This is a genomic window from Ktedonospora formicarum, from assembly GCF_016587355.1.
In the GTDB taxonomy this organism is placed as follows: Bacteria; Chloroflexota; Ktedonobacteria; order Ktedonobacterales; family Ktedonobacteraceae; genus Ktedonobacter; species Ktedonobacter formicarum.
This window is the reverse complement of the sequence record NZ_BNJF01000002.1, coordinates 1,109,361-1,123,261: the sequence shown is the minus strand read 5'-3', so window position 1 is coordinate 1,123,261 and position 13,901 is coordinate 1,109,361. Positions and strand designations below refer to the sequence as shown.

The 13,901-nt window shown below is 49.9% G+C and carries 15 protein-coding genes; 13 read left to right on the top strand and 2 right to left on the bottom strand.

All coding sequences use genetic code 11. From position 1 onward, the window contains the following. Nucleotides 1–133 precede the first annotated feature (133 nt). A complete protein-coding gene (locus K3T82_RS23695; RefSeq protein WP_220196028.1) occupies nucleotides 134–652 on the bottom strand; it encodes a hypothetical protein in 519 nt (172 codons plus the stop codon). Between the two features lie 350 nt (nucleotides 653–1,002). Here K3T82_RS23695 and K3T82_RS23690 point away from each other — a divergent pair, with 350 nt between their 5' ends. The 7 genes from K3T82_RS23690 (at nucleotide 1,003) to K3T82_RS23660 (ending at nucleotide 7,634) form a co-directional block, all read left to right on the top strand. Continuing rightward, nucleotides 1,003–1,929, top strand: coding sequence for a hypothetical protein (locus tag K3T82_RS23690; protein WP_220196027.1), 927 nt, complete (start codon nucleotides 1,003–1,005; stop codon nucleotides 1,927–1,929). Between the two features lie 36 nt (nucleotides 1,930–1,965). Further along, on the top strand, nucleotides 1,966–2,598 hold the full coding sequence (locus tag K3T82_RS23685) for a hypothetical protein (RefSeq protein ID WP_220196026.1): 633 nt from the start codon (nucleotides 1,966–1,968) through the stop codon (nucleotides 2,596–2,598). Nucleotides 2,599–3,024: 426 nt separating this feature from the next. Continuing rightward, the gene (locus tag K3T82_RS23680) at nucleotides 3,025–4,704 is read left to right on the top strand and encodes an ABC transporter ATP-binding protein (RefSeq protein ID WP_220196025.1); all 1,680 of its coding nucleotides are present in this window, start codon (nucleotides 3,025–3,027) and stop codon (nucleotides 4,702–4,704) included. A gap of 136 nt (nucleotides 4,705–4,840) precedes the next feature. After that, on the top strand, nucleotides 4,841–5,434 hold the full coding sequence (locus K3T82_RS23675) for an ECF transporter S component (protein WP_220196024.1): 594 nt from the start codon (nucleotides 4,841–4,843) through the stop codon (nucleotides 5,432–5,434). 140 nt (nucleotides 5,435–5,574) lie between these two features. Further along, a complete protein-coding gene (locus K3T82_RS23670; protein WP_220196023.1) occupies nucleotides 5,575–6,231 on the top strand; it encodes an energy-coupling factor transporter transmembrane component T family protein in 657 nt (218 codons plus the stop codon). Between the two features lie 2 nt (nucleotides 6,232–6,233). Then, entirely contained in the window at nucleotides 6,234–6,488 is a 255-nt protein-coding gene (locus K3T82_RS23665; protein WP_220196022.1) for an energy-coupling factor transporter transmembrane protein EcfT, read from the top strand. Nucleotides 6,489–6,683: 195 nt separating this feature from the next. Next, nucleotides 6,684–7,634 (top strand): S1C family serine protease, encoded by a 951-nt coding sequence (locus K3T82_RS23660; RefSeq protein ID WP_220196021.1) that lies wholly within the window; start codon nucleotides 6,684–6,686, stop codon nucleotides 7,632–7,634. Between the two features lie 483 nt (nucleotides 7,635–8,117). On the opposite strand, the gene K3T82_RS23655 is transcribed toward K3T82_RS23660, so the two are convergent. Continuing rightward, nucleotides 8,118–8,534: a PleD family two-component system response regulator gene (locus K3T82_RS23655; RefSeq protein ID WP_220196020.1), complete on the bottom strand. Its 417-nt coding sequence runs from the start codon at nucleotides 8,532–8,534 to the stop codon at nucleotides 8,118–8,120. A gap of 271 nt (nucleotides 8,535–8,805) precedes the next feature. Here K3T82_RS23655 and K3T82_RS49985 point away from each other — a divergent pair, with 271 nt between their 5' ends. The 6 genes from K3T82_RS49985 (at nucleotide 8,806) to K3T82_RS23625 (ending at nucleotide 13,759) form a co-directional block, all read left to right on the top strand. Continuing rightward, nucleotides 8,806–9,090, top strand: coding sequence for a DUF2795 domain-containing protein (locus K3T82_RS49985; RefSeq protein ID WP_220196019.1), 285 nt, complete (start codon nucleotides 8,806–8,808; stop codon nucleotides 9,088–9,090). Between the two features lie 106 nt (nucleotides 9,091–9,196). Then, entirely contained in the window at nucleotides 9,197–10,288 is a 1,092-nt protein-coding gene (locus tag K3T82_RS23645) for a DJ-1/PfpI/YhbO family deglycase/protease (protein WP_220196018.1), read from the top strand. Nucleotides 10,289–10,437: 149 nt separating this feature from the next. Further along, nucleotides 10,438–10,605 (top strand): hypothetical protein, encoded by a 168-nt coding sequence (locus K3T82_RS23640; RefSeq protein ID WP_220196017.1) that lies wholly within the window; start codon nucleotides 10,438–10,440, stop codon nucleotides 10,603–10,605. A 222-nt stretch (nucleotides 10,606–10,827) separates the two neighbouring features. Continuing rightward, a complete protein-coding gene (locus K3T82_RS23635; protein ID WP_220196016.1) occupies nucleotides 10,828–11,814 on the top strand; it encodes an acetylxylan esterase in 987 nt (328 codons plus the stop codon). A 316-nt stretch (nucleotides 11,815–12,130) separates the two neighbouring features. Next, nucleotides 12,131–12,313, top strand: a complete 183-nt coding sequence (locus K3T82_RS23630; protein ID WP_220196015.1) for a hypothetical protein — start codon at nucleotides 12,131–12,133, stop codon at nucleotides 12,311–12,313. 636 nt (nucleotides 12,314–12,949) lie between these two features. Beyond that, nucleotides 12,950–13,759, top strand: a complete 810-nt coding sequence (locus K3T82_RS23625; protein ID WP_220196014.1) for a class I SAM-dependent methyltransferase — start codon at nucleotides 12,950–12,952, stop codon at nucleotides 13,757–13,759. Nucleotides 13,760–13,901 lie beyond the last annotated feature (142 nt).

The following is a 13,901-nucleotide window of genomic DNA, read 5'->3' as shown; positions in this document are numbered from 1 at the left end:
AGTCCTCATCCTTTCTTTGCAATACAAAGAAAGGATGAGGACTGCTTTATCAACCATAAAACAGTCCTCACTCTTTTCTTTGTACGAGATATCTCTGGTGGCGTAGATTCTTGAAGAAGAATCCAGGCAAATATTATTGATAACAGGCTCGACCAGGGGAAGTCTCCGCAGGCTGTATATAGAGCTGCGATTTTAAGTGTGACCAGGCGTCTGAGTCCAGAGGGTCACTCATTTGCAGGTCTTCGAGCTCCACATGAAAGCTCTTAAGGAAGTCGGTAATCTGGCTACCAAAATCAATGCGCTTGTCCTCAATCCACCACCGGAAAACCGCCCTATCCTCTTCGTTCATCTCGCTAATGGTCGACCAGAGCTGTTTCGCGAGCGAAACCTCTTCCTTCTCTAATAACAGCGCCTCCCAGGAGCTTAGACCTTGCTGCATAGGTAGAGCCTCAATATGCGCCGCCACCCAGCCAATTAAAAAGCGCCGCAAATTCTCAGGACGGCGCAAGATCTCCAGTAGTAATCGACGATTACATTCTTTAAAATAGACTGCCAGTTTCTCGGTATCGCGCGTGACTTCCGTCTCCTCATCCGTAACTCGGATGTCAAACGATATCACCACCTGCATACGCGAACGCATCAGTTCACCCATGCTCCACTCCTTCCAACAACCTGCACTCCACCAATCAACACTACACGATGCAAAACGTGTCTACTTACAGTATGCTACATGTCTGCAAATTATACTACTTCTAAAGCGGAAACGTTACCATTGATCCCCAAAAAATGTAACCTTAGCACGTTAACTCATTATCGAAGCATACAGCCAGCCAAAACTATCCCAGCGCCAACGGCTTATGCTATAATAGCCGGACTAGTTTCCAAGCGCTCAATTTGAGATAGGACGCGTCCCTGCCACAGATATTTCCCTATATAGGGAATATCGCTTATCTCTATCATTCTATTTTTCACATATTGTTGACATAGGATATGAAAGGTTCTATGGACGAGAACAACTATGTTCCTCCCTCCAAATCGCCAGAGGAGAGGAGGCAGCCTATCGCCCTGGTTGCGCGTTTGATGCAGGATGCTCCAAACATGCGCCATGTGGACGAAGTATTTTTATGGTTATCCCAGACGATTGCAAAGCACCTGGATATTACTGTTGTCCAATTCTGGACCACTCAACTCGATTCTAATGGGCAATTTCATGCTGCTCTGCGCGCGCTGGCATCTCAACATCAAGCCCTACCTCAACCAGTGCATCTCAATCAGCATATGGCCTTAGTCATGCGGCAACGCCTCCTTGAGAAGAGAAGTAGTGCATCTCTTCCTGTCGAGAACGTTTTTCCCGCCTCTCAAGCCTCTCTACTTGCTCACTACAGGTTGCGCTTCCTTGCCAACTTTGTTCTCAGTAGAGACGCGCTTCTCCCCCCACCAAAAAGCTTACCGGAGGGTGTTCCTTCTCCGTTTATTCTGTGTGTGGCTTTCCTCACTTCGCAGCCGCTTACCAGAGAGCAAGAGCGGGCTATCCGCTTCCTGATGGAGCAATCCATCCGTATCCTGAGCCAGTTCCAACTGCTTCATACTCCTGGCTCCATCAGGCAAAAGCAAGCATCAGGCGACGCGAAAAAGCCAGCACCTTTTGCGCTTGACGAGACGATACCTCGCCGAACCCAGAACCTGGAGCAATTTCAGGCGGATAATCCTTTCTCCAGCGCGGCTATCATCTCTGATAAAAACGCTCGTCGACTCTACACCGCTATCGATGGACGCAGAGATGTCGCTGAACTTCTCCAATATTTGCCTCTAGAACGGAAGGAGGTTTATAGCGCTTTGCGGAATCTACTCGAAGAGAAGAAGATCCAATTTTATACGCCGCAAGGCGAAGGCATTGACGCTTCGCTTATCCTTTCATCACTCTCGTAATTCGCGAGAGACTCTCTGTAAAGGGGCTCTTTATTTATGCCAATACCTGTAATTGCGAATCTTATGTCTATCCCTATTGCGCTGGTCACAATGGCTATCGCCATTCGCGCCCTATTTATGTATCGACTCTCGCGAAGTGATATGCTGCTAGTCCTGGGATTGGCAATGGGTTCTATCTCTATCGCGACCCTCGTAGGCTCACTCAGCGATTCTCATATTGGTGGTACTTCATTCACAGGCGACTGGGCCAGAGCCTTTGGTGCATGCTGTGGTGCGCTCTTCATTTACCTCAGTTCTTTAGTCAAGTCACATGAGCAGATGTTAAATCTGGTGCGCTGGCAAGCTCTAGGCTGGATTCTCTTCATTATCGTTATTCTTTGCACCCCACTCTACCCCCCCATACAAGCACCGTGGACGCCTCTCATTCTTAATCTTTTCCGCATGATTATTTATAGTCTTGCCTTTGTTCGCTACGCTTCGCTCTACGCGACCAAATCAACTCGTTTCAGCATGATTATGAGCGTGGGCTTCTTTATCCTCATCATTGGCTATGCGCTCAATATTCCTGGTTATTTTCAGAGCGGACTTATCTTTTTTACTATTATCGCCGCTTCCGTTCGTATTGTGTCCTACCTCACTCTATTCTGGGCCTACAATACCAACGCCTAGCTCTTCCTCCTCATCGCTGGCAACCCTCTAGGGTTGCCAGCGCTCCTCAATTACCACTCTCACCCAATTTCATCCTTTCACGTATCATATTCCTTATTTGAAAACCTGAGCGCGTCAGTGACGTTGCTTTATACATAAAATTATAGTTGACTCATTTTGTCATGATTGACAAAAGCACCATTCCTGAGTACTATTAAAATATATTTGTGCTCTTCCTTTTAGCAAGTCCTTTCGCGGCAGTTTTGCTCATTTACCAGAGGAATTCCTTTTACCGTAATGGCAGCAAAACTACCCAGGCTTGTGTCTACTTTATCCGAAAACCTGAGCGCATTGGCACTAGCCGCCGATCAGGTGGCACCGTGCCCTCGAATGAGGGTTGGTTTTCGTATAAAACTTTATTTATGTTTTTTGAACCGAGGTCGCCAGATGACGACATCCGTTGAACATAATTCTTCCGCATCTCCATTAGCTATTGATGTACATCAACTTAGCTTCCGCTATCGTGCGCCTGATGAGGATGAGAAGGAGAAGGCTGCCGCCCACTCCTACCCCTCTATCATTGAAAATATCTCTTTTCAGGTAGCCGCAGGCGAACTTCTGTTGATCGCTGGCCCAAGTGGCAGCGGCAAAAGTACCTTAATAAGATGCTTAAATGGTCTGATTCCCAATAGTTATAAAGGAGTGCTTAAAGGGAAGATTCAACTTCAGAGCCGCTCCACACGCGGTCTAAAGCTTCGTGATCTAGCTCCCTACATTGGCACTATGCTTCAAGATCCCGATAAGCAAGTGGTTGGGAGTACGGTTGAACAAGAAGTCGCCTTCGGTTTGGAGAATTTAGGTACACCCCGGGCCGAGATGCGCCAGCGCATCCAGGCTGCGCTCAAGCAACTTCACCTTGAAGCCTACCAGGGACGCGAAACCTTCGCGCTCTCGGGCGGACAACGCCAGCAGGTAGCTGCCGCCGGACTGCTGGTCATGCAACCTGCGATTATGCTCTTCGACGAACCCTTTGCTAATCTTGATTCGCGTGCAATTGATGAACTAGAACAACTTATCTCCACTTTGCGAGCCGAGGGTCGCACTATTGTCATTGTAGAGCATCGCGTCGAAGAAGCCCTGCGCCTTAAGCCCGATAAAGTGCTTCTCTTACATGAAGGCAAACAGGCCTTCTTCGGTACGACAAAAGAGTTTATGGCAAATCCTAGCGTCGCAGATCCTACCCAGGTGAAGTTGCCTATTGAGGCTACATTACACGCACTACCATCAAATACTACCGTTCGCGAGTGGCTTATCCAGCCTATCGCGACTGCGCATAGCGCGTCTGACAATGAGCAGGTACCAGTGTTGCGCTTCGAGGATGTGCATTATCGCTATGGGCTCTTCTCTAATGAAGTGCTTCGCGGTATCTCTTTCGATGTTCGCCGGGGTGAAACCATCGCGCTCCTGGGTCCCAATGGTTCTGGCAAAACTACTCTGGTCAAGCAGGCTCTAGGCTTATTACGGCCCACCAGGGGCCACGTCACCCTGCACCAGGACAATACCCGTAAGTTAAGCGTCGCACAACTTGCCTCACGCATCGGCTACGTCTTCCAGAGCCCTAATGCGATGCTTTTCGCGCCAACCGTAGCCCAGGAGGTAGCCTTCGGCCCTACCAACTTACACTTCTCAAAAGAGCGCCTGCACGATGCAGTGCAAACATCCATCAAAGCCCTCAATGTCGATGCCTTCGAGAAACGCTCCCCCTTCTCTCTCAGCTTTGGGCAACAGAAACGCGTTGCCATCGCTTCCGTGCTCGCAATGCAAGGCAATATCCTTCTCCTCGATGAGCCTACAGCAGGGCAGGATCATCGATCTTATATTAGCTTCATGGAGTACTTGCGCCACTTGCCCGGACTGGACGCGCTCCTCTTTATCACCCATGATCTGGATCTGGCCCTACGCTATACTCAACGCGTACTCCTGCTCAAAGAGGGACAACTGGTAGCCGATGGTTCCCCCCTCGACGTACTCTCTGACAGGAACTTGCTAGAGGAGTGCAATTTGCGCCCCACCTCTCTTCTGCGCTATCTACTCGCCGAACATGCCCAGGTTGGCGAGCGACTCTAGCGAGAGATGTGGATAACAGTATGGAAAGGAGGAGCATCCACAGCACCTGATACGCGTTTTTGTAGCACTGATTTCTTTTAATTAATCATCGCATGTGTTCATCGCGCGGATTATAACGCATGGAAAGGTTATTTGTATGGACTCCTTGGAACAGACGGAATCTCCCGTTGAGCGGAACGAAACGTCCTCGATATGGGGAATTAGCGTACGTCACGTTGTCTATGCCGCGCTTGGTGCAGCCCTTTATGGAGGCCTGAGCTACCTGACCAATATCATTCAGTTACCTAGTGCAGGTAATGTCTCCCTGCGCCCGGCTATCGTAATCCCACTGCTCTTCGCGGTCCTCTATGGCCCCTGGGTCGGGCTCTTCGCGGGTGGCGTTGGAAACCTGCTTGGCGACTGGATTTCAGGCTATGGTGTCTACTGGAACTGGGATGTTGGTAATGGACTCCTTGGTTTTATCGCGGGGCTGGCTATCATTCTCACTCTGGGACGTTATAACAACACGCGTAAAATCGTGATCGCCGAGATTTTTAGCGCCATCGGTATTGTGCTTGGTATCGCCTTCGCTTCATACAACGAAATGTGGATCTCTAAGATCGATTTCAACACCGCCACTATAGGCTATATGGCACCTGCAGCTATATCGGATCTCGTCAACGGTCTGATCTTGCTGCCAATTCTGCTGGTAGCCTATAACGCGGCCATTCGACGCGTTGGGCGCGGCTAGAGCTTTCTCATCACACGCGCTGAAGGAGTATAACCACTCTACCAATATATTTCGCACCTACACCACGCAGAAGACCATAAACCTTCTGCGTGGTTCACCTACCAGAGCGCCACTGGCGCGAAACGAGAGTGCAATCTACAATGTTGATTAATTTTCCTTATATCAAACGTGACACTCCCATTCACCGCATGGATGTGCGCGCCAAATTGCTTCTCCTTATTACCTTCGGCGTCGCTGCCGCTCAGACATCCAACTTCTGGCTGATACTTGCTTTTTTTGTGATCGCGGTCTTCTATTACCAGCAGTGCCACCTGCGCTGGCATGAAACAAAATCCGCATGGCGGCTGATTATCGTTCTCAATGTAATGCTTATCCTGGCGAACTTCTTTCTCACAGGTGGGCAGGTCGTTCGTGGCGTGGATACAGGGCCGGAACATATCATTGCCTACATCCCCTTCCTCGGCTTCCTGGCACACACCCCCTTCATCGGCCTTGTCCCATTACCCCTTAGCGTCGAGAGCTCGGTCTTTCTACTCACTCAGACACTTCGGAATTTCGCCATCGCCCTGATCGCCGTCTCTCTCCCCTATACGACAAACCCCGGACACATAGCGCCTGGCTTCAAAGGACTCGGCCTTCCCGACTGGGTCGCTTACGCAATGGATCTTTCTTTTCGCTTCCTCCCTAGTGTAGGACGTGACTTCGGAACAACGTTAGACGCGCAACGCGCCCGTGGCTTCGAGCTAGATAAGCTCCGTGGCGGTATCGCAGGCAAAATCATGCGCCTCGCCCCCTAATCGTGCCCCTGGTCATTGGCTCCATTGTCGGCGCAGAAGACATCATCAATGCGATGGAGTTACGCTGCTTTGGAGTTGGCAAACGTACATGGCTACATGAAGCACATGCTCGCCCTCTCGATATCGCGATTATTGCCCTTAGCCTATCCACATTCGTCCTCATCACCGTTCTCAACATCCTCGGCGGTATTTATGGTACCGGCCCTCTCCACATCTTACACGTCCAGGGTATCCCTGCCAACTGGTTCCCCCACTAATAAGCATCTTCACGTGCGCACATGTAGGCGCTCGCCAATGCTGAGCGCCTGACTCCCACTTACTTTCACTCTATGCATTGTCAGAATGGTACACTGAAATCAGTACCTATGTTTTTCTTATACTCACAACCGATGAATTATTACGTATGCTCTTAAATGATAAATTCAACGCCCATACGCAGAAAGGGCTAAAGCATGTATGATCCAAACGCTCGTAATGAAAATGATTTTGATAACGCTTTGTCAGAATCACCTGAGCGCACAAAGATAACAGAGCCAACGCCCAGTCTTCAGCACCGGGTTCCCTATCCAGATAGGTCACAATCATCATGGCCCCTGTATTACTACGAGCAGCCAACTCTTGGTGCGCCACCACGAACAGTTCCCACCCGTCAAGGTTCTGTTTTGAACGCAGTCCTGCTTACACTGCTGTGCGCGACGATCTTTGGCGCGATTCTCTTTGGTGCGGGTTGGGTCTTCGGTCGTAATAGCACTATCCCCAGTCAGGAAGCCTTACATCCCATCGCCGTTACGACTATGGGGCAGGCTCGCGAGATGGTTGTGAATAAGGTCCAGCCCTCCATTGTACAGATTACCGGACAACAGACCACCAGCAATTCGGTTGGCACTGGCGTCATTATAGACAAGCGTGGCTACATCGTTACCAATAATCACGTTATTCGCAGCGCCATAACAATTCGCGTCCAACTCCCCAATGGTAAGACCGTCCCTGGAGAAATAATTGGTAGCGAACCTGATTACGATCTGGCGATCATCAAGGTTGAGACAACCAGCCCGCTTACAGCCATCATGCTAGGAGATTCATCGCAACTCCATGTAGGACAGGATGTGCTCGCGATTGGCAATCCACTAGGCATCAGCAGGACTGTTACCAGTGGCATCGTAAGCGCGGTCAATCGTACCATTTCAGAGGGTCACGGTACGACGCTGCATGGCGCAGTCCAGACCGACGCCCCAATCAACCCCGGCAACAGTGGCGGCGCGCTCGTCGATATGCAGGGAAATCTCGTTGGCATCCCTACCCTCACTGCGATCAATCCCGAGTTCAATACGCCAGCGAATGGCATGGGCTTCGCTGTCCCATCCAACAAGGTCAAAGAGATCATGGAGAAATACCTGCCATAGGTCGCAGTCAGCCATATGTAGATGTAACGCACGCATAAGTTATCTCAATTCGCAAAGTAGTATTAACAGTATAGTAAACAAAAGTACGGACTTTTCCGTACTTTTGTTTATTGTCAATCGTCCTGACTGCTCTATGAAACACACTACCTGGAGCTTTGGTATTGGCGCTCCCGGCTACGCCATAGTCACCGACAAAACACAGTCGAATACATAGGCACGCAATTCTTTGTAAAGAGAAGCCCATACTAGCACAGACCCTTTGTTGTGGAGTCCGTGCTGGCATAGGCTTCTCTTTCTGTCACAATCTTTTTTGTTGTCTATTGACTTTGAAAATGCTCCATGGTTTGGTTATCCGAAGATTAAGAGCCTTTATCTGCTCTATGTGTAGCGCTAGCTGCTCGCGAAAGAAACGAGGGAAAGGAACTTGCGGTCATTGCTCTCTTTTCCCTGGGTAATGCTCTCTCCCCAGCGCTACACTCCTTATTAACTAGCGCGCTGCCCCTGTAAGACCATCTGCCGTTTCGCACCCCGCGTCGAGAGAGCCATCTCAATCAAGCGCAACAGGCTTAATAGATCGATTTGCTGCCATAGCACATAGAGCTTGCGCGCCGCCACAGCATATCTTAAGGCCTCCTCATCACCTCCTACACAGGAGAGAATAGCCGGAACTTTCGCTAGCTCTGGCTCATTGTGCAAGCTATCAAACACGTCAATACCATTCATGGACATCAATTCATAATTGATAAGGAATAGATCTGGTTTCAGCTCGCGACCCACGCGCAAAGCCTCGAGGCCATCTGATACATAGCAAAGATGATAAAGTTCCTGACCCCACGGAATTTCCAGATCGGCTACATTGCCGTCATTAGCACGCTTCCCCACTACCAGAATCTTTTTCATAAAGAAATAACATCCTTTTCTAACAATAAGTGCAGGGGGATTGTAAAACGCCACAGTTTCCCCTGCTTCTACATACGAATAAGGCAAGGTTACAGTCTCACTTAGCCCAAATGGCCCCCTTAAAAGGCATGTATCTTCCTGACAAGAGCCAACGTGCTAGCTACAAGAGCACTGTTCTGAAGGATTGAGCTCTCCATATATAGGTGTAGAGCATTCGCCTGCACTTGAGTTCACCGCAAATGGCGCTTCTCGCGAATAAGATTTGGAGGATATGATGATGGAACACCATACACGCCTGGAAAAATTTCTTGAGGGCACGGAATACCCCACGACAAAAGCTAATCTAGTCATATATGCCGAGCGATATGGTATTGAGCACCAAATCAGTCAGAGGCTTCTGCAATTGCCTGAACGCAAGTTTGACACACCTACAGAGGTGCTTTCCGCTCTTGGCCTGGTTCGAAGTACTTCAGCCAAAGATTCTGTAGAGTCTCATCGAGGCTCATCCAACTATGACCGCAACATACCACAAGGGGGAAAGGGAGGACACTCTTAGAACCTTCTCCTCTGGTCCAGTGACCTTGCTTCAACCGTATCAAATTCCAGGATCAAGAGTTTGATAGGAAGCGGGTGAGAGAGAAAGATGCATTATGGAATCAAACATGACGCAACTCAATCAACCAAAGCGCATCGCGATTTTGGTCGAGGACGCCTTTGAAGATAGTGAACTTCTCATCCCGTATAACGCGCTTAAACAGGCAAGGGCCGATGTCAAAGTCCTTGGCTCTCGCGGCAATGTTCAGTATGCAGGGAAGCAAGGCAAGTTCTCTATTACCTCGGACGCGAGCACCGCTGAAGTTATACCTGGCTTCTTTGACGCGATTCTTATTCCTGGTGGCATGGCTCCCGATATCATGCGTACCAATATGCGCACCGTCCACCTGGTTCAGGATGCAATGCGACAGGGAAAACTTATCGCCGCCGTCTGTCATGGTCCCCAGGTACTTATCGAAGGTAATTTGTTGCGCGGCAGGTATGCTACTGGTCTGCGCGCGATCCGCAAAGATATGCAGAACGCAGGCGCGAACTATATCGACGCTCCTATCGCTGAGTCTGGCAATCTACTAACCGCGCGCAGGCCAGGAGATCTGCCTATTCTCACTACGGCAATCCTCAAGCGCCTTGATCTTCAAGTTCAGGGCCTCGACCTGCCCGATATTCATAACTTTGAGGCACCATGGTGGAAGCTAGCCGAATTTTGGGGCGGCTCTAGCAAGGCACAGATTACCGAGGCCATTACGCATACACTACAGGAAGAACAACGAGCGGCAGAGGTTTGCGGCTACCACGCACCTAAAGTTGATGATGAAGCAATACGCGCACTCTATCAGCGCCTGACGACCGATGCCAGTAATCACGTCAGGCTTCTGACGCAACGACTCAGCGATCTGGGTGAAATTAAGCCAGAGTTGGTAGGGGATGGAGCACAACAGGCACAACAAGCTTGGCAGACCCTGCATGATCCTCTCGATGTACTCCTAGGGGTGCTCGACAAGCTACAAGAACGCATTGGGAATGTGTATCAACGAAGTATTACCCTAACCGATCCAGTGACGGTCGCCATCCTGGATCGTATGGAGGTATCACTGGTAAAGAGCGAACAACAACTGGTAAACTGTTTGCAACAAATTCTGCTAGGAGCTACAGTACAAAGCGAAAGAACCCAAGGCACCCATCAGAGGCAGGTACCTTAACACACAAACCATACAACATTCAGAAAACCAATACCCACATATGTCTGCGCAGCGCTTTAACCTGCGTTTGGCTCGCAACCCTACAAATGTAGGCGCAGCGTTTTAGCCTGCGCAGTGCTTTAGTATCTCATACGAAAGAAAGGGTCCTAATGGAAGCGATATTAGTGTATCTCTTGATTCCTATTTTTTTCATTGCGCTCGGCATCCTGGTCCTACTCTTCGCTCGCTCTAGTCTCGCCACCTCCCCTTTAGAAATTGACACAAATCCCATAGTCACTGAGGCCGATGCCACACAAAAAGAGGGGGAATATCTATAAGCTCCAACCGCAGGCTATCCCCTTGACAGGTTGCTCTCTTATGGAACAATGTCGTATTCTTTTATTGAGGCCCGCCAGCCCAGGTCAATCACGGCTGCCGGGCTTAACTATTTTTCCCGAACCACTCGCAGCCCACACTCCTGCTGGCATAGTATTTTAGCCTGCGTCAGAACACCCAATATGGCCCAGCGCCACTTATTTCGCGAAAGGAACACTTAGTTTATGCTTATTGACATGCCCCTACAGGAACTCGAACAATATCGGCCTGCTCTCACTGCCCAGGAGGATTTTGACGCTTTCTGGCAGCAGACTCTCGCCGTAAGCAATGCACAGCCGCTAGATGCAAGTTTCGAGTTGCTACCTACTGAAGAGTATGCATATGTCGCGGATCGCGTCAATATTTATAATGTTCACTTCAATGGCTTTGGCGAAGGCACACGTGTAGCTGGCTGGTACCTCGTTCCTAAAGCGGACTACCGCCGCGAGAAGGATGGCAAGATCCCCACTATTGTGCAGTACCACGGGTATAGCGGTGGGCGTGGCTTACCCAGCGCCTATTTGCATTGGGCCCTACAGGGATACGCGATCCTGGCCGTGGATACGCGCGGGCAGGATGGAGATACGCCCGATAATCACCAGTATGTAGAAGGTGGCTTCGTAGGCTTCATGACCAAGGGCCTACTTCAGCCTGAGCACTATTACTACCGCCATGTATACATGGATTGCGTACGCGCCATCGACGTCGTTCGCTCTCGACCAGAGACTGGTCCCATCTTCATCACTGGCGGCAGCCAGGGAGGCGGTCTAACGTTAGCGGTCGCGGCCCTGGCACAAGATAAAGGCATTGTCGCGGCCATGCCCGACGTTCCTTTCCTCTGCCACTTCCGGCGCTCTATCGAAATCTATAGCGCCGGACCTTACCAGGAACTGGTGGATTTCTGGAAGCGCCGCCCCCACACCGTCGAGGAGAGTTACCGGACATTGAGTTATTTCGATGGCCTTAACTTCGCTCCGCGTATCTCCTGCCCCGTCCTGCTCTCGGTAGCCTTGATGGATACTATTTGCCCACCTTCCAGCGGCTTCGCGGTCTATAATCACCTGGGAGGCGAGAAATCTCTCCGAGTCTACCCCTTCAACGGTCATGAAGGAGGCAGCAACATTCAAGAGCAGGAAAAATATCGCTTCGTCCACAAACTTTTACAGGGTTAAGCACTAATCCTTTCCTTTGTTTATAGCTACCACAGCATTCTAAAAAGAAGGGATGTGATTTAGAGAGTCATAACATTGACTACTAGATCACATCCATACAAGCCTCCCTCGCCCGCATGCCCACTGTATTAGCACCAATTATTTAGGTGCTAATGAAATTTCAATCTCAGCGGGAATATTACTCAACCTTATCTTGTTAGATAGAGTAGAGTAGCCCCACAACTCTTATAAAAAGTGGAGTAAGCACTCTTTATAGACCGCGTCAGCGGTGTGTATTTCCTCTTCACGTTCTCACATTACCAGAAAGGATATTCAGATGGAAGCGATACTGTTTTTGGTCCTTATCGGTGTAATAATGTTTGTTGCTTTTGGGTTCATGACTATTTCATATGAGGTCGAGAGACGGGCAGAGATCAGGCTCACGCTTGAGGATCCGATTGTTGAAAGGCAACTCAGCGTAGAAAAACAGCACAATGGAGATATCTGTTGCGCAGCCTGAACGCTTTGATCTTAGCTTCCCCTTCGAGGTTATGCACCTCGATCACCTTTAGCACAACGAAAAATCAAGAGGGTGTGGGCGTACGACAGGAACCTTCCTATCATACATCCACGCCCTCTCAGCATCTCCAGAACGCATAATTCATCATGTGTAGGCATTGAGCTTTAGCCAATTCCTAGCTCACCACCCCACTACATGTAAATGCAATGCTTTCCTTTCGCCTATGCTCCGTTTTAGACTGCGCAGACCTCTTGCTTTTTACGCTCCTGTCGGTTACAATGGGGTCTGTACTTGCGCATCTTGCAGGTATATTTCTACATTAGTCCACAAGGAGAGCCTTGCAATATGGGTATAACCAGGAACCGAATCAAGAGAAGCGTCAAACGCGCTGTATCTGGATTCGGAGAATTGCAGGGTGTCTCGGTCACTCCCTTTACACTCTTCTTCTAAACGCTCCTACATTCTTTCTCAGGAAGCGGCGAACATCCAGCAGCGCGGATGCTGCCTGAAGATGCTAGTACATTCCTGACTTCGATCAATTACTCACACCTCTTCGGACAGCACCATTAACGCTTTCTGGTCGTTCTGGTGAATTACCTGCTATCGAGGTAGCCTCCGCAGAAAGAATGAGTAACCATGGCACGCAAACAATACAAAGCCCACTTCACAACAAAGACACAACAGATCACACGCGCGGGTTGGGACCCCCTGGCCCATTGGTATGACGGCTGGGTTGGCAAAGATGGCAGTCATCATCATCGCCAACTCGCCATTCCCTCCCTCCTAGAGCTACTTCACCTACAGGCTGGCGAAGATGTGCTTGATATCGGGGCAGGTCAGGGAGTCCTTGCTCCCTATATAGCTCGAACGCAAGCAAACTACGTAGGAGTCGAGGTGAGCCCCAGACTACTTCGTCTGGCACGCCAACGGCACGGCAATACAGGAACATTTCTACAAGGCGACGCGCGCTACCTCGCTCGCATCCCAGGCATTCAGCAAGCCTCATTTGACGCGGCAGTCTTCCTACTAAGCATACAGGATATGAATCCGTTGCAACCAATCATGGATGCCGTAGCCTGGGCCCTACGCGGAGGCGGGCGCATAGTGATTGTCATGACACATCCCTGCTTTCGCATCCCTCGTCAAAGCGGTTGGGGTTGGCAAGAGGACCGTAAATTGCAGTATCGACGCATTGATCGCTATCTCACGCCATTAACCATTCCAATGAAGCCTTATCCCGGTCAGACTCAAGGCACAACTCTCAGCTTCCATCGCCCACTAGAACACTACGTCAACGGGTTAGCTCGAAGCGGACTCCTGCTTGACCAGATGCGCGAGATTACCACCTATAAGACCACCAGCCAGGGACCACACTCTCATGCCGAGAATCTGGCTCACCAGGAAATCCCCCTCTTCCTCGCCATCCGCGCCCGCAAAACAACTTAACTGGCTCACTCTAACTTATTGTTCTGCATTCTCCAAGGCTCCAATATAATTGCTGAACTTTATCAGTACTTATATTGGAGCCTTAACGCTCCACTTTAGCAAGCGCACAGCAGCACCACCACTCTATCCTAATTATGTTGCA

Coding starts and splice junctions, on each gene's coding strand:
- K3T82_RS23695 (WP_220196028.1), bottom strand. CDS start 652: ATGGGTGAACTGATGCGTTCGCGTATGCAGGTGGTGATATCGTTTGAC.
- K3T82_RS23690 (WP_220196027.1), top strand. CDS start 1,003: ATGGACGAGAACAACTATGTTCCTCCCTCCAAATCGCCAGAGGAGAGG.
- K3T82_RS23685 (WP_220196026.1), top strand. CDS start 1,966: ATGCCAATACCTGTAATTGCGAATCTTATGTCTATCCCTATTGCGCTG.
- K3T82_RS23680 (WP_220196025.1), top strand. CDS start 3,025: ATGACGACATCCGTTGAACATAATTCTTCCGCATCTCCATTAGCTATT.
- K3T82_RS23675 (WP_220196024.1), top strand. CDS start 4,841: ATGGACTCCTTGGAACAGACGGAATCTCCCGTTGAGCGGAACGAAACG.
- K3T82_RS23670 (WP_220196023.1), top strand. CDS start 5,575: ATGTTGATTAATTTTCCTTATATCAAACGTGACACTCCCATTCACCGC.
- K3T82_RS23660 (WP_220196021.1), top strand. CDS start 6,684: ATGTATGATCCAAACGCTCGTAATGAAAATGATTTTGATAACGCTTTG.
- K3T82_RS23655 (WP_220196020.1), bottom strand. CDS start 8,534: ATGAAAAAGATTCTGGTAGTGGGGAAGCGTGCTAATGACGGCAATGTA.
- K3T82_RS49985 (WP_220196019.1), top strand. CDS start 8,806: ATGATGATGGAACACCATACACGCCTGGAAAAATTTCTTGAGGGCACG.
- K3T82_RS23645 (WP_220196018.1), top strand. CDS start 9,197: ATGACGCAACTCAATCAACCAAAGCGCATCGCGATTTTGGTCGAGGAC.
- K3T82_RS23640 (WP_220196017.1), top strand. CDS start 10,438: ATGGAAGCGATATTAGTGTATCTCTTGATTCCTATTTTTTTCATTGCG.
- K3T82_RS23635 (WP_220196016.1), top strand. CDS start 10,828: ATGCTTATTGACATGCCCCTACAGGAACTCGAACAATATCGGCCTGCT.
- K3T82_RS23630 (WP_220196015.1), top strand. CDS start 12,131: ATGGAAGCGATACTGTTTTTGGTCCTTATCGGTGTAATAATGTTTGTT.
- K3T82_RS23625 (WP_220196014.1), top strand. CDS start 12,950: ATGGCACGCAAACAATACAAAGCCCACTTCACAACAAAGACACAACAG.